Here is a 13661-nt window from a genome sequence, read left to right as displayed (position 1 = left end):
ATGTCCGCGGCCGCGGGGCCGCTGGCCCCCTGCGGCGCCGCACCGGCGCCGCCGGCCGCGGCCGAAGCCCCGGGCCGCCTTCCACTCCAGCCGCCGGGCCCCGGCGTGCCCCGCCCCTCGCCCGGCAGCACCACGCGCGAGCCGTCGCGCAGGCGGTCGGCGCCCTCGGTGATGACGCGCTCGCCCAGCTGCAGGCCCTGCACGATCTGCACCTTGTCGACCGTGGCCTGCCCGGCCTTGACCACGCGCTGGCTGACCGTGCGGTCCTCGTTGAGGACGAAGACGAAGTCGCCGTTGTTGCCGTGGCGCAGCGCAGCTACAGGCACCACCACCGCGTCGCGCACCACCTGCACGTCCAGCCGCAGGTTGACGAACTGGCTGGGAAACAGCGCCATCTGCGCGTTGGCGAAACGGGCCTTGGCCTTCACGGTGCCGGTGGCGGTGTCGACCTGGTTGTCCAGCGAGGCGAAGACGCCGGTTTCCAGGGCCGTGGAGCGCGTGCGGTCCAGCGCCACCGCCTTCATGCCCTCGCGGGCGCGCGACTGCAGCAGGGCCGCCTGGTCCTGCGGCACGCTGAACTGCACGTCGATGGGCTGCAGCTGCGTGATGATCGCCACCCCGTTCGCATCGCCGGGCGAGACCACGTTGCCCACGTCGACCTGGCGCAGGCCCACCCGGCCCGTGATCGGGGCCACCACCCGCGTGTAGCCCAGGTTCAGGCGCGCCGTGCCCTCGTTGGCCCGGTCGACCACCAGCGCCGCCTCCAGCTGCTTGACGGTGGCCTCCTGGGTGTCCACCTCCTGGCGGGCGATGGAGTCCTGCTGCAGCAGCGTGCGGTAGCGCTGCAGCGTCACCTGGGCGGCCTGCAGCTGGGCCTCGTCCTTCATGCGCGCGCCGGTGGCCTGCTGCAGCGCCATCTCGAACTGGCGCGGGTCGATCTGGGCCAGGACCTCGCCCTGGCGCACCAGCTGGCCCTCCTTGAACAGCACCTGCTGCAAGGTGCCCGTGACCTGGGCGCGCACCTTGGCGGTGGCCTGCGGCGTGACCGTGCCCAGCGCCTCCAGCACCACCGGCAGGTCGGCCCGTTCGGCGACGGCGACGCCCACCGTGGTGGCGGGGCCGCGCGGCCCCGCGCCGCCCGGCCCGCCGCCCCCCGGGCGCGCACCCGGCGCCCCCGGCTGCGCCGCGGGCGTCTCGGGATGTGTGAGGTGCCAGGCCAGCCAGCCCAGGCCGCCCATCAGCACGAGCGCGGCGAGCGCGCCCACCAGGCGCGTGCGCCGGCTCTGCGGCGGGGGCTCGACGAGCCCAGGCACTGGCGACTGTGGGAGGTCCGGGCCTTTCTTGTTCTGTTCGTCCATGGCAGTCCTTGTTGGATCGGCCGCGCCGCCCCCAGGGGCTGGCACGGCCGCTGCCACGAATCTAACCGGGCTGTCGCCGGCTTGCATGAAGCGGCGGTGAAGCACGCACCGCCCAATGCGCGGGCGCGGCTGAACTTTACCGGCCGTTTACCGCGCGGATCAGGAGGTGATGACCACCAGCACGCTGCAGGGCGAGTGCTCGATCAGCGCGCCCGAGATGGAGCCGCGCCACCAGCGCGCCGTCCAGCTGTCCAAGTGCTTGTGGCCGACGATGATCAGGTCGGCGCCGACACGGCGTGCGTATTTGCCGATCTCGTCCACCGCCTCGCCCACCACCACCTCGCCGGTGGCGCTGGCGCCCATCTCCGCCAGGCGCCGCACCCCGTCCTCCAGCACGGCCTGGTGCTTCTTCTTTTCGCGCTCTTCCAGCTCCACGTCGTAGACGCCGCCTTCCAGGCCGACGAAGCTCATGGCCGAGGGCATCACCGCGACCAGGAAGAGCTCGGCCTGGCTCCACTGGGCGATGTCCTTGCAATCGAGCAGGGCCCGCTGGCCGGCGTCGGATCCGTCGTAGGCCAACACGATGCGCTTGTACATGGCAGGCTCCTGGAGTTGATGGGCCGGAGCATAGTCCGAGCGGGCCGGGCCGGGCAGGCCCTGGCAGGCCTGCGCGACAAGGTGAAACCCTAGGTCCGCCACGGCCGGGCTCCAACGCCGCGAACTGCAGGGCCGGCTGCGCCCTGCGATCCCCACGCCGTGCCGGCCGCCGCGGGCGGCTTGCAGCACCGCCCGCGCTGCGGCACCGCCGGGGCGCATGCCGTGTCAGTCGCCCGGCCGAACCCGGGGCAGTGCCACCCACTGGCCCTCGATCTCGCGCACCGCGATGCGCCCGCCGAACACCGCCTCCAGCGCCCTGTGCGTGGCGGCGTCGCCGCAGGGCCCCTGGTGGGCGATGCGGCCCGCCTCGACCACCAGCATCTCGTCGGCGTGCAGGGCCAGGGTGATCTCGTGCAGCACCGTCACGGCGCTGCCGCCGCGCCCGACGTGCGCGCGCACGCTGGCCAGCCAGTCCGACTGGTGCGGCGGGTCCAGGTTGGCCAGCGGCTCGTCCATCAGCAGCACCGGGGCCTGCACGGCCAGTGCGCGCGCCAGGCGCACCCGCTGCCGCTCGCCGCCGGAGAGCTCGCCCAGCTGGCGCTGGCGCCAGGGCCAGCACTGCGTCTCGCGCATGGCCTGCTCCACCGCCGCCAGGTCGGCGGCCGAAGGCATGGCCAGCCAGTCCTGGTGCGGCAGGCGGCCCAGCATCACCACGTCGAAGGCCAGCAGGTCCTCGGCCCCGGTCTCGTTCTGGCCCAGCCAGCTGAGCGTGCGCGCCCGCTCGCGGGCGGGCCAGTGGCGCGCCTCGTGGCCCAGCCAGCGCACGCTGCCGCTGTACGGCAGCAGCTGGGCCGCGGCCTGCAGCAGCGTGGACTTGCCGGCGCCGTTGGGGCCGACCACGGACACCCAGCGCCCGGCGGCCAGCTGCAGGTCGATGCCGTCCAGCACGGCCTGGCCGCCCCGCTGCACGCGCAGGCCCTGCACCTGCAGCAGCGAAGCCGTCATCGCCCCGGCCTCCGGTTCATCAGCCAGAGCAAGTAGCCCCCGCCCAGCACCGCGGTGAGTATGCCCACCGGCACCTCGCGCGGCGCCAGCAGCCAGCGCGCGGCCACGTCGGCGGCCAGCAGCAGCACGCCGCCGACCAGGGCCGCCAGCGGCAGCAGCCAGCGGTGGGTGGGCCGGGCCAGCCCACGCGCCACGTGCGGCGCCACCAGGCCGATGAAGGCCACCAGCCCGACCTGGGCCACCGCCGCGGCCGTGGCCAGGGCCATCACCGCCACCAGCAGGGCCCGGTGGCCCGCCACGGGCGTGCCCAGGCTGCGGGCGGTGGACTCGCCCAGGGCCAGCGCATCCAGGGTGCGCGAGGCGGGCACGGCCAGCGCGAGGCCCAGCGCCAGGGTGCCGGCCATGAGCACGGCGGCCGGGGCGGCGATGAAGCTGGTGGTGCCCAGCATGAAGGACTGCAGCGAACGCAGGATCTCCGGCACCTCGTACATCAGCAGCGAGGCCAGCGCGCCGAACACCATGGCGACCACGACGCCGGCCAGCAGCAGCCGCAGCGTCTGCTGCACGCCGCGCGCCAGCGCCAGGGTGGTGAGCACCGCCCCCAGCGCGCCGGCGAAGGCGGCACCGGTCAGCCCCCAGGACGCGGCCCAGCCCGCGGCCGCCATGGGCGACAGCCCCGAGAGGACCAGCAGCCCCGCCACGCCCAGGGCCGCGCCGCTGGCGCTGCCCAGCAGGTAGGGGTCGGCCAGCGGGTTGCGAAACAGGCCCTGGGCGATGGCACCGGCGAGGCCGAGCAGGCCTCCCGCGCACCAGGCGCCGGCCGCGCGCGGCAGGCGGATGTCCCAGAGGATGGCCCGCGACGCGGCATCGTCCGCGCCCCAGAGCGGCTGCCAGCCTTCGCTGCCCAGCCCGGCACCGGCCAGCAGCAGCAGGGCCGCGATCAGGCCCAGTGCGATCGCCAGCGACAAGGGCGCGGCCCGCCTCACGGCCGGCCCCTGGGCATAGTGAGGCAGCGGGCCAGCACCCGGGCGGCCTCGGCCAGTCGCGGGCCCGGCCGCGCGACCACGTCGTCCTCGGCCGGCGACAGCGCGCAGACGCGGCCGCCCCGCACCGCGGCCAGGGCGGACCAGCCGGGCCGCTGCTTGAGGGCCGCGGCGTCGCGCGCCGAGACGATGACCACCTGGGGGTCGGCCCGCACCACGAACTCGGGATTCAGGCGCGGCACCGGGCCCAGGCCGGGCGGCACCACGTTGCGTGCGCCCAGCCGCGCCAGCAGCTCGCCGATGTGCGAGCCGGGGCCGGCCGCGTAGGGGCTGCTGTCGACCTCGAAGTACACGCGCTCGCCGCGCTGCGCGGGCGGCACGCTGCGCGCGGCGGCATCGATGCCGGCCGCGATGCCCTCCCACAGGCGAGCGCCCGCCGCAGGCTCGCCCAGCAGGGCGGCCAGGCGCGCGATGGACGCCTGCACGTCGGCCAGCGTCATGGGTTCGTCCACCACCACGCGCAGGCCCAGGTTGCGCAGCCGCTCGGCCAGCCGCGAGGAGCGGGCCAGCAGCACCAGGTCGGGGCGCAGGGCCAGGATGCGCTCCACGTCGGCGCCGTCCAGGCTGCCGGCACGCGGCAGGCTGCGCACCTGCGGCGGGAAATCGGAATAGGCGTCGACCGCCACCAGCGCGTCGCAGTGGCCCAGCGCGCAGACCGTCTCCGTCAGCGAGGGCAGCATGGACACGATACGGCGGGGCACGGCCTGCGCCGCTGCGTCAGGGGCAGGCGTCGCCGCCCTGGCAGCCGCAAGCCCGGCCGCCCCGTACAGCCCGGCCAGCACGCACAGAGCCCAGGCCGCGGCACGGACCCAAGCCAGCGCGCGGCGCGGCCGTTCCTCAGCCATGGCGGCGCGCCCAGTCCATGACGATGCGGTGAATCTGCTCGACGCCATCCGTCAGGGCGGCCGGGCCGGGCTGCAGGATGTCTGCCGACTTGATCTCGTGCAGCTCGCCGTCGCGCACGGCCGCCACCGGCGACCAGCCCGGCCGGGCCCGCAGCTTCACCGGCCTGAATTTCTTGCCGCACCAGGACCCGAAGATGATCTGCGGGTCGCGCGCGACCACCTGCAGGGGGTCGGCGATGATGCGGTCCTTGCCCAGGGAACGGGCCGCGAGTTCGGGGAAGCAGTCGTCGCCCCCCGCGATGCCCACCAGCTCCGACACCCAGCGGATCGCGCTGATGCAGGGCTCGTCCCATTCCTCGAAATAAACGCGCGGCCGGCGCGGCAGCGCCGCCGCCTCCGCGGCGATGGCCTGCAGCCGGGCCTGCATGGCGGCGATGCGCGCCAGCCCCTGCTGCGCCTGGCCGACCATGGCGGCCACCTGCATCAGCATGGAGAAGATCTCCTGCACGCTGCGCTGGTTGAACACGGTCACCTGAACGCCCTGGCGCACCAAGGCGGCGGCGATGTCGGCCTGCAGGTCGGAGAAGCCGAACACGCAGTCCGGCTCCAGCGCCAGGATGCGGTCGATCTTCGCCGTCAGGAAGGCCGAGACGCGCGGCTTCTCCTCGCGCGCCCGGCGCGGCCGCACGGTGTAGCCCGAGATGCCCACGATGCGCGCCTGCTCGCCCAGCAGGTACAGCCACTCCGTCGTCTCCTCGGTGAGGCAGACGATGCGGCGCGGGGCGAGCGAGGCGGCGTCCATGGGCCTCAGAACTTCAGGCGCACGGCGGCCTGCACGGTGCGGCCGGCCTCGGGGTAGATCGCCGAGGTGGTGCCGGACGCGCAGCCGAAGGCCTGCGTGTAGTACTTGCGGTCGAACAGGTTGTTGACCCCGACGGAGAACTCCGCCTGCTTCCAGTCGTAGGCGTAGCGCAGGTCGGCCACGGCATAGGCCGGGATGCGGCAGGCATTGTCGAAATCGGGGTGCTGCGCGTCCACCCACTGCACGCCGGCGCCGACGTGGTGCGAGGCCGCCGGCGTCCACTCGGCACGCAGCGCGAAGCTCGCGCGCGGCACCAGGGGCACGTCCTTGCCCGCGTACGGGCCCTCGCGGAAGGTCGCACGGCGGATATTCAGGTTGGCGCGCAGGGCGAGCGCGGCCGAGTAGGCCTGGCTGGCATCGATCTCCAGGCCCTGGCGGCGCGTGGGGTCGAAGTTGACGTTGGCACCGGCGAAGCCGAAGGGGCCCGCGGCGTTGGGGTCGAAGCCGATCTCGTCGGTGAGCATGCTGCGGTACAGGCGCGCATCCACGCGGGTGCCGGCGCGGGCGAAACGCAGGCCCAGCTCGGTGTCGCGCGAGACCTGCGGCGCCAGCACCACGCCGGGCGAGGTGTAGCTGAACTCGTCGGCGCTCGCCAGCCGGTAGCTGCGGCCGATGCGGCCGTAGCCCGTGAGGCCCTGGGCCAGCTGCTGGCTCAGGCCCAGGTCCCAGGCGTGCGGGTGGCCGTCCAGCGTGCTGCCCGAGCCGCTCTCGGACTTGCGGATGCGCTCGCTGCGCCAGCCGGCGGACAGGCGCGTGCCCGAGGCGAAGCCCAGGTCTTCCTTCAGGTACCAGGCCTGGTTGTCCTGGTGCGCCGTGGTGCCGAAATCGCCCAGCACGTCACGCGTCCAGCGCGAGTTGTCCAGGCCCACGGTGAAGCTGCTGCCCACGCCGGCGATGCGGTCCTCGCGGCGGGCGCGCAGGCCGGCGTCCTCGGCGTGGATGTTGTAGTCGTAGGCGAAGCCGCTGTTGAGGCTGCGCAGGCGTTTCTCGCGGGTGCCGGCCTCGCCGGCGATCTCCCAGCCCGCGACCTTCAGGTCGCCGTTCACGCTGGTGCGCTGGTTGCGGATGCTGGCGCGGTCGTCGGGGGTGGTGGTCTGCGAGGGGTCGGCGGCGAACTGGTCGGCCGTGAGCGAGCCCGGCAGGCCGGCGTGCAGGGAGTCTTCGGCATGGCGCAGGCCCAGGCGCAGGCCTTCGTGCTGCCACTGCGCGGACAGCGAGCCGGCCTCGAGGCGGGAGCGGAAGTTCTGGCGGTAGTTGTCGGCGTCGCGCTTGTCGACGGAGGCGTCCAGCGACACCTCGCCAGCCGAGACGTTGGCGTTGGCACGGCCTTCGCGCAGGCCGTGGCTGCCCACGGCGGCGTACACCGAGCCGCCATTGGGCCGGCCGGCGGCGCCCGCCTTGGTGGTGATCACGATGACGCCACCGGTGGCGCCCTCGCCGTAGAGCACGGCACCGCTGCCACGCAGCACCTCGATGCGCTCCACCGATTCGATGGGGATGCCGGCCAGGCGCGTGCCGCCGGTGTCGGATTCGGAGATGCGCACACCGTCGACCACCACGACCTGGTTCAGGTCGGCGGTGCCGCCGAAGCCGCGCAGGTCGATGGCGTATTCGCCGCCGCCGTAGAAGTCCTGGCGGCCGGGCAGGCCCAGGATGCGCATGAGCGCCTCGTTGACGGTGGTGGCGCCCGAGCGCCGGATCTCATCGCCGGTGATGACGCTCACCCCCAGGGGCAGCGCGTCCACCGGCTCCGCGAAGCGGGTGGCGGTGACCACGGTGGGCGGCAGGACCAGCGATTGCGCACCCGCAGGGGCGCAGGCGATGGCGGACAGCGCGACGGCCAGGGCCGAGGCGCGCGGAAGGACAGACTTTTGCATTGTCGTGATGCTCGCGAAACGATGCCTGGGCCGGGTTCCCCGCCGGCCTGTGGCGTCACGGATGCGCACGCCCTTCTCTTCTTCCAGGCACGCCCATCCACCTCGTTGGCCGGTATCCGGGCTGGCGGGTTCGCTTCCGTCGCCTTCCCAGGCCTGCTGTTTCAGGCGGGCCCAGTGGCTGTGTGGACGAAAGACAGGCCGGAGCTCGCGCCCAGGCCCGACCGCTTACCGTTGCGGGGGCAGCGCAGGTTGGTGGCCGTCGATGGGTTCGCGGCCACGCCCTGCTTCCCGTTGAACTGCGGCATGCGAACCACACCGCGAGCACCAACGGTCCCATTTTAGGTCCGAACGGCGGGCGCAACCCTACAATCGACACGCTATGGCACCAGCCTCTCAGATCGACCAGGTTGCGGAACGCGTCGAGCGCCTGCTCGTTCGCTACGAGGAATTGCAGCGCACCAATGCGTTGCTGGCCCAGCAGGTCGAGGTGCTCACGCACGAGCGCGACTCGCTGAAGTCGCGCCTCTCGGCCGCCCGCTCGCGCGTGGATGCCCTGCTCGAACGCCTCCCCGACATCAAGAGCGCCGCGTGAAGCAGGTCGAGGTGCAGATCATGGGCCAGAGCTACCTGCTGGCCTGCCCCGAGGGCGGCGAGCAGCGCCTGCTCGAGGCCGTGGAGAAGGTCGACAGCGCCATGTGCCGCATCCGGGATGCGGGCAAGGTCAAGGCGCGCGACCGCATCGCCGTGCTGGCCGCGCTCAACCTCGCCTTCGACGTGGCCGACCGGCCGCAGGCGCCCGTTGCCGCGGCCCCCGCGCCCGCCGCGCCGGCGCCCGCAGCAGACGGCGCCGAGGACCTCCGGCTGGCCCAGCTGCTGGGCCGGCTGGACGCGGCGTTGGGCGAGGACGGCCGGCTGCTCTAGCCTGCCCGGGCCGCGAGCCCTTCCACAGTTCGGTTGTCGCGGGGCCTGTCAATGGCCCATCGCTTGCCCGCGCATGGCGCGCAGTCTTGCACGCCGGCCCCCCTGCGCGGCGCACCGCGCCCTACAATCGGGCCGTGTCTGCGGTGCATGCCGGGCCTCATATGTCCTTGAACCAATGCTCATTGAGCAAGGGCTTGGAACATCCCCTGGCGGGCGTGAACGTCTCGCGTCAGATGATCCCAACGCCAGGTTGACCTCGCCCACCTGAACCTCGGTTCAGGCCACAGGTCCGGTGGCACCTGCAGACGCCTTATGCGTCCACCTGCAAAACGCTTGCGCGTCTTGCAGGTGGAGAGTTCAGTGTGCGAAGGCCGGCGTGAAGCCGGCCTTCGCGCAAGGGCGCCGCGCTTTGCCTCGCTGCGCGCCGGGCACTGGCGATGCCTGCTCGCTGCAGCCCTGTCAGAATCGCGCGCGTGCCGATCGATCCTTCCCTTCTCCTCGAACTCGCCCTCCTGGGCATGACCACCGGTTTTCTCGCGGGCCTGCTGGGCATAGGCGGCGGGATGCTGATGGTCCCCTTCATCACCTTCTTCCTCTCGCACCGCGACGTCGCGCCGGACCTGGCCGTGAAGATGGCGATCGCGACCTCGATGGCGACCATCATCTTCACCTCGGTCTCCAGCGTGCGGGCCCACCACCGGCGCGGCGCCGTGCGCTGGGACATCGCGCTGGCCCTGGCGCCCGGGATCGTGCTGGGCAGCATGCTGGGCAGCCTGGGCGTGTTCAAGCTGCTCAAGGGGGCCTGGCTGGCGGTGTTCTTCTCGCTCTTCGTCGGCTTCTCGGCCACGCAGATGTTCCTGAACCGCAAGCCCACGCCCAACCGGCAGATGCCGGGCACCGCGGGCAAGCTGGCCGCGGGCGGCGCGATCGGCTTCCTCTCCGGGCTGGTGGGCGCGGGCGGCGCATTCATCAGCGTGCCCTTCATGACCTGGTGCAACGTGCCCATGCTGAACGCGGTGGGCACCTCGGCGGCGCTGGGCTTCCCGATCGCGGCCGCCAACGTCACCGGCTACATCATCGCCGGGCAGTCGCTGCAGGGCCTGCCCGCCGGCTCGTTCGGCTACATCTGGCTGCCGGCCCTGGCGGTGATCGCGATCGGCTCCGTGGTCACCGCCCCGCTGGGCGCCCGGGCCGCGCATGCGCTGCCGGTGGCGCGGCTCAAGCGCATCTTCGCGAGCATCCTGTACCTGCTCGCGGCCTACATGCTCTACAAGGGCCTGGCGGGCTGAGCGCTGCGCGGCGCCGCCGCGCGGGGGTCCATTCGCGGCTCGGCCGCCGCGGCACGGTCAGCTTCGCGGCTCGGCCGCCGCAAAGCGCGCCTGCGGCAGCGGGATGAACTCGGTCTCGCCAGGCACCTCGCCCATGCGCTGCGCCTCCCAGTCGGCGCTGGCCTGGAGGATGCGCTCGCGCCGGCTGGAGACGAAGTTCCACCACAGGAAGCGCGGCGCATCCAGCGGCTCGCCGCCGACCACGACCAGGCGGCATGCACCCGCGGTCGCGGCGAGCTGCGCGCCCTGCCCCGGCGGCAGCACCGCCATCCGGCCCTGGGGCGCGGCCTGCCCGTCCACCTGCACCTCGCCCTCCACCGGGTAGACGGCCAGCTCCTGCGCCAGGGGCGGCAGCGTGAGCGAGCCGCCCGCGGCCAGCATCAGGTCCAGGTAGACCGTCCGGAAGTGCGGTTGCAGGGGCGACACGGCGCCGAAGGCCTCGCCCGCCAGCACGCGCACCTGCGCATGGGGGAGCGCCACCTGCGGAATGGCGCCGGCCGGGATGTGGCGGAACGAGGGCGCGTCCTCCTCGTGCGCGAGGGGCAGCGCGCACCACAGCTGCAGGCCGTGGTTGGTGTAGGGCCGGCCCTGAAGCGCCAGGGGCTTGCGCTCCGAGTGCACGATGCCGCGGCCCGCGGTCATCCAGTTGAGGGCGCCCGGCTCGATGAGCTGCTCGGTGCCCAGGCTGTCGCGGTGCATCATCGCGCCCTCGAACAGGTAGGTCACCGTGGCCAGGCCGATGTGCGGATGGGCCCGCACGTCGTGGTTCTCGCCGGGCTGCTCCAGCACGGGGCCGAAGTGATCGAAGAAGATGAAGGGGCCCACGTTGCGCCGCTGCACGCCGGGCAGCAGGCGGCGCACCACGAAGCCACCCCCCAGGTCCTTGGCGTGGCCGGACAGCAGCATCCTTTCCATCGGGCCACTCTAGCAGCGCCGGGGCCGCGGCGCCAATGAAAAAGGCCAGGCCGCAGCCGCCCATCCGGGGCGGTGCGGCCTGGCCTGGCGGGCCTCTGGCTGATCAGCCCTTGAGCCGGGCGGCGACCTCAGCCACACGCTGGCCGTACAGGCGCGCCGTCTCCAAATCGCCGGCGGACATGTCCTGCGCGCCGCCATCGGACGGCGACTGGGCGATCGCCCCGGCGTAGGACACCAGGTAGTTCACGTCGTCGCGCTGCGCGGCCTTGGTGTTGGCGGGCATCAGGCCCTGCCCCACCCAGACCATGCCGTGCTGCATGGCCAGCGAGAACATCGCCAGCAGCACGTTCTGCTTGTCGCCGTTCATGCCGGCGCTGTTGGTGAAGCCACCGGCGAGCTTGTCCTTCCACTTCTGGGCGAACCAGGGCTTGGAGGACGCGTCGGCGAACTTCTTGAACTGCCAGCTCACGTTGGCCATGTAGGTCGGGCTGCCGAAGACGATCGCGTCGGCGGCCTCCAGCTGCTCCCAGCCGCCGGCGGGCAGGTTGCCCTCGGCGTCGATGGCGATCAGCTCGGCGTTCGCACCCTGCGCCACGGCCTGGGCCATGCGCTGGGTGTGGCCGTAGCCCGAGTGGTAGACGACGACGACCCGGCTCATGCCAGCACCTCGTGCGAGGCGCGGCCACGGATGCCGTCGAAGCTGAGGCGGCCAGGACCGAAGGCGGCGAAGGCCAGCAGGCCGCCGATGATGGCGAGGTTCTTGGTGAAGTTCAGCATCTGCATCATGTGCTGCGCTTCGGGCGCATTCCAGAAGGCGTGGAAGATGGGCGTGATCACGGCCGTGAAGATGGCCAGGCCCAGCGCGGCCCAGCGCGCCTGGATGCCCAGCAGGACGGCCAGCCCCAGGCCCAGCTCGGCGGCCACGGCGATGGCGGCCGCCACCTGCGGCATGGGCACGTTCATGGAGGCGATGTAGCCCGCCGTGCCGGCGAAGCCGGTCAGCTTGCCCCAGCCCGCGGGCACGAACAGGTAGGCGATCAGGATGCGGCCCAGCAGGGCGGCCGGGTCCCGGAGGGCGTCCAGGGGGTGGTGGGTTTTCATGGTGGGTCTCCTTGGTGGAACGGTGGTGGAACGTATCAATGAATGGGATCAGCCGGCGGCCAGTTCGAACACCAGCACCTCGGCGTCGCGCCCGCCCGACAGCTGAAGGCTGGACTCGCCCTCCAGGCGCACGGCGTCCCCGGCGCCCAGCGGCTGGCCGTTGACGGCCAGTTCGCCGCGCACCAGGTGCACATAGGCCTTGCGCTGGGGATCGAGTGCCAGGGTGGCCGATTCGTTCCCGTCGAAGAGGCCGGCGTACAGCCGCGCATCGGCATGGATCAGCACCGAGCCCTGGGCGGCGTCGGGCGAGGCCACCAGGCGCAGGCGGCCGCGCTTCTCGGCCTCCTCGAAGGTCTTCTGCTCGTAGCTGGGCGCGATGCCCGTCACGTTGGGCTGGATCCAGATCTGCAGGAAGTGCGTCTGCTGCGCAGGCGCATGGTTGAACTCGCTGTGCATCACGCCGCGGCCCGCGCTCATGCGCTGCACGTCGCCGGGCGGGATGCCCTTGACGTTGCCCATGCTGTCCTTGTGCGCCAGGTTGCCCTGCAGCACGTAGCTGATGATTTCCATGTCGCGGTGGCCGTGGGTGCCGAAGCCGGTGCCCGGGGCGATGCGATCCTCGTTGATGACGCGCAGGTTGCCCCAGCCCATGTGCTCGGGGTCGTAATAGTTGGCAAACGAGAAGCTGTGGAAGGACTTGAGCCAGCCGTGGTCGGCGTAGCCGCGTTCAGAAGATTTGCGCAGGGTCAACATGGCGATGCCTTTCGATGGAAAGAATGTAGGCGCCGCTGCCGGGCCCGACAGTGGCTCCGCTTTGATGGCATCATTCAAAAAAATTGAATGACCATGGCCGCCCGCGAAGCCCTCACCCCCGACGTCCTCGCCCTGGTCGAAGCCGTGGCACGCAACGGCAGCTTCGCGGGCGCCGCGCGCGAACTGGGCCTGGTGCCCAGCGCTGTCACGTACCGCGTGCGCCAGGCCGAGGACGCGCTGGACGTGCTGCTGTTCGACCGCAGCACGCGCCAGGCGCACCTGACCGAAGCCGGCGCCGAACTGCTGCGCGAGGGCCAGCGCCTGCTGCAGGAGATCGACGCCGTGGCCAACCGCGTGCGCCGCGTGGCCAACGGCTGGGAGTCGCAGCTCACCATCGCGGTGGACACCGTGGTGTCCACCACCACCATGATGGAGCTGGCCTGCGACTTCACCGAAGTGGCGCCCAGCACGCGCCTGCGGCTGCGCGACGAGGTGCTGACCGGCACGCTGGAGGCCGTGGCCACCGGCGAGGCCGACCTGGCCATCGGCGTCGCGCTGGACGCCACCAGCTCGCAAGGCATCCAGGCAGCGCCGCTGGGGGTGCTGCCCTTCATTTTCGTGGTGGCGCCCAGCCACCCGCTGGCCACGGCCCAGGAGCCGATCGGCGATGCGGTGCTGCAGAAGCATCGCGCCATCGCCGTCGCAGACTCGGTGCGCCGCGGCCTGGCGATGACCACCGGCCTGCTCCCCGGGCAGGACGTGCTCACCGTCGCCAGCATGCAGGCCAAGCTGGACGCGCAGCTGCGCGGCCTGGGCGGCGGCTGGGTGCCCGAGCCCATGGCACGCGCGTACATCGCCGCCGGGCGCCTGGTGGTGCGGCAGGTGCAGCGGCCGCCGCGCATGCCGCGCTTCCACTATGCGTGGCGCGCCGGCACGCCGCCGGGCCGCGGCCTGAGCTGGTGGTTGGCGCGACTCGAAGGGCCGGCGACGCGCCAAGCCTTGCTCGAAGCGCACCCCATGCCACAATGAGCCGAGCCATGCCCATCCGCCCCAAAG

15 protein-coding genes and 1 riboswitch are annotated in these 13661 nt (G+C 72.6%); of the genes, 4 read left to right on the top strand and 11 right to left on the bottom strand.

Annotated features, from left to right (window positions below; translation table 11 throughout):
• The 7 genes from IM725_RS17935 to IM725_RS17905 form a co-directional block, all read right to left on the bottom strand.
• Positions 1-1358, bottom strand: a 1358-nt coding sequence (locus IM725_RS17935) for an efflux RND transporter periplasmic adaptor subunit (protein ID WP_193782006.1), incomplete at its 3' end; no start/stop codon positions are given.
• Between the two features lie 159 nt (positions 1359-1517).
• Positions 1518-1955: a universal stress protein gene (locus tag IM725_RS17930; RefSeq protein WP_193782005.1), complete on the bottom strand. Its 438-nt coding sequence runs from the start codon at positions 1953-1955 to the stop codon at positions 1518-1520.
• A gap of 225 nt (positions 1956-2180) precedes the next feature.
• Positions 2181-2960: an ABC transporter ATP-binding protein gene (locus IM725_RS17925; RefSeq protein ID WP_193782004.1), complete on the bottom strand. Its 780-nt coding sequence runs from the start codon at positions 2958-2960 to the stop codon at positions 2181-2183.
• Complete coding sequence (locus IM725_RS17920) at positions 2957-3922, bottom strand: FecCD family ABC transporter permease (RefSeq protein WP_193782007.1); 966 nt, start codon at positions 3920-3922, stop codon at positions 2957-2959. The genes IM725_RS17925 and IM725_RS17920 overlap by 4 nt, the downstream gene beginning before the upstream one ends.
• Positions 3923-3942: 20 nt before the next feature.
• Positions 3943-4848 (bottom strand): ABC transporter substrate-binding protein, encoded by a 906-nt coding sequence (locus IM725_RS17915; protein WP_193782003.1) that lies wholly within the window; start codon positions 4846-4848, stop codon positions 3943-3945.
• A complete protein-coding gene (locus IM725_RS17910; protein ID WP_193782002.1) occupies positions 4841-5650 on the bottom strand; it encodes an ABC transporter substrate-binding protein in 810 nt (269 codons plus the stop codon). The genes IM725_RS17915 and IM725_RS17910 overlap by 8 nt, the downstream gene beginning before the upstream one ends.
• A 5-nt stretch (positions 5651-5655) precedes the next feature.
• Positions 5656-7587 carry a TonB-dependent receptor gene (locus IM725_RS17905; protein ID WP_193782001.1) on the bottom strand — a complete coding sequence of 644 codons (1932 nt, stop codon included), beginning with the start codon at positions 7585-7587 and terminating at the stop codon, positions 5656-5658.
• Between the two features lie 90 nt (positions 7588-7677).
• A riboswitch (cobalamin riboswitch) is annotated at positions 7678-7931 on the bottom strand.
• Between the two features lie 35 nt (positions 7932-7966).
• Between IM725_RS17905 and zapB the strand changes: the two genes are divergently transcribed.
• From zapB to IM725_RS17890, 3 genes are all read left to right on the top strand, one after another.
• Positions 7967-8179 (top strand): cell division protein ZapB, encoded by a 213-nt coding sequence (gene zapB, locus IM725_RS17900; RefSeq protein ID WP_193782000.1) that lies wholly within the window; start codon positions 7967-7969, stop codon positions 8177-8179.
• Positions 8176-8508 (top strand): cell division protein ZapA, encoded by a 333-nt coding sequence (locus tag IM725_RS17895; protein WP_193781999.1) that lies wholly within the window; start codon positions 8176-8178, stop codon positions 8506-8508. Before zapB ends, IM725_RS17895 begins: the two co-directional genes overlap by 4 nt.
• A gap of 473 nt (positions 8509-8981) precedes the next feature.
• Positions 8982-9797 (top strand): sulfite exporter TauE/SafE family protein, encoded by an 816-nt coding sequence (locus tag IM725_RS17890; RefSeq protein WP_407692537.1) that lies wholly within the window; start codon positions 8982-8984, stop codon positions 9795-9797.
• A 57-nt stretch (positions 9798-9854) separates the two neighbouring features.
• Here the strand turns inward: IM725_RS17890 and IM725_RS17885 are convergent, their stop codons facing one another.
• The 4 genes from IM725_RS17885 to IM725_RS17870 all read right to left on the bottom strand — a co-directional run bounded on the left by IM725_RS17885 (position 9855) and on the right by IM725_RS17870 (position 12605).
• A complete protein-coding gene (locus IM725_RS17885) occupies positions 9855-10751 on the bottom strand; it encodes a pirin family protein (RefSeq protein ID WP_193781997.1) in 897 nt (298 codons plus the stop codon).
• A 103-nt stretch (positions 10752-10854) separates the two neighbouring features.
• A complete protein-coding gene (locus tag IM725_RS17880; protein ID WP_193781996.1) occupies positions 10855-11409 on the bottom strand; it encodes a flavodoxin family protein in 555 nt (184 codons plus the stop codon).
• Entirely contained in the window at positions 11406-11852 is a 447-nt protein-coding gene (locus tag IM725_RS17875; RefSeq protein ID WP_193781995.1) for a DoxX family protein, read from the bottom strand. The genes IM725_RS17880 and IM725_RS17875 overlap by 4 nt, the downstream gene beginning before the upstream one ends.
• Positions 11853-11900: 48 nt before the next feature.
• On the bottom strand, positions 11901-12605 hold the full coding sequence (locus IM725_RS17870; protein ID WP_193781994.1) for a pirin family protein: 705 nt from the start codon (positions 12603-12605) through the stop codon (positions 11901-11903).
• Between the two features lie 87 nt (positions 12606-12692).
• Between IM725_RS17870 and IM725_RS17865 the strand changes: the two genes are divergently transcribed.
• Positions 12693-13634, top strand: a complete 942-nt coding sequence (locus IM725_RS17865; RefSeq protein WP_193781993.1) for a LysR family transcriptional regulator — start codon at positions 12693-12695, stop codon at positions 13632-13634.
• Positions 13635-13661 lie beyond the last annotated feature (27 nt).

It is taken from the genome of Ramlibacter aquaticus (genome assembly GCF_015159745.1).
In the GTDB taxonomy this organism is placed as follows: Bacteria; Pseudomonadota; Gammaproteobacteria; order Burkholderiales; family Burkholderiaceae_C; genus Ramlibacter; species Ramlibacter aquaticus.
The sequence above is the reverse complement of the archived record's forward strand: the minus strand, read 5'-3'. Positions and strand labels throughout refer to the sequence as shown.

Excerpts from the sequence above, each read along its gene's own strand:
- IM725_RS17930 (WP_193782005.1), bottom strand. The coding sequence starts at position 1,955 with ATGTACAAGCGCATCGTGTTGGCCTACGACGGATCCGACGCCGGCCAG.
- IM725_RS17925 (WP_193782004.1), bottom strand. The coding sequence starts at position 2,960 with ATGACGGCTTCGCTGCTGCAGGTGCAGGGCCTGCGCGTGCAGCGGGGC.
- IM725_RS17915 (WP_193782003.1), bottom strand. The coding sequence starts at position 4,848 with ATGGCTGAGGAACGGCCGCGCCGCGCGCTGGCTTGGGTCCGTGCCGCG.
- IM725_RS17910 (WP_193782002.1), bottom strand. The coding sequence starts at position 5,650 with ATGGACGCCGCCTCGCTCGCCCCGCGCCGCATCGTCTGCCTCACCGAG.
- IM725_RS17905 (WP_193782001.1), bottom strand. The coding sequence starts at position 7,587 with ATGCAAAAGTCTGTCCTTCCGCGCGCCTCGGCCCTGGCCGTCGCGCTG.
- zapB (WP_193782000.1), top strand. The coding sequence starts at position 7,967 with ATGGCACCAGCCTCTCAGATCGACCAGGTTGCGGAACGCGTCGAGCGC.
- IM725_RS17885 (WP_193781997.1), bottom strand. The coding sequence starts at position 10,751 with ATGGAAAGGATGCTGCTGTCCGGCCACGCCAAGGACCTGGGGGGTGGC.
- IM725_RS17880 (WP_193781996.1), bottom strand. The coding sequence starts at position 11,409 with ATGAGCCGGGTCGTCGTCGTCTACCACTCGGGCTACGGCCACACCCAG.
- IM725_RS17875 (WP_193781995.1), bottom strand. The coding sequence starts at position 11,852 with ATGAAAACCCACCACCCCCTGGACGCCCTCCGGGACCCGGCCGCCCTG.
- IM725_RS17870 (WP_193781994.1), bottom strand. The coding sequence starts at position 12,605 with ATGTTGACCCTGCGCAAATCTTCTGAACGCGGCTACGCCGACCACGGC.
- IM725_RS17865 (WP_193781993.1), top strand. The coding sequence starts at position 12,693 with ATGACCATGGCCGCCCGCGAAGCCCTCACCCCCGACGTCCTCGCCCTG.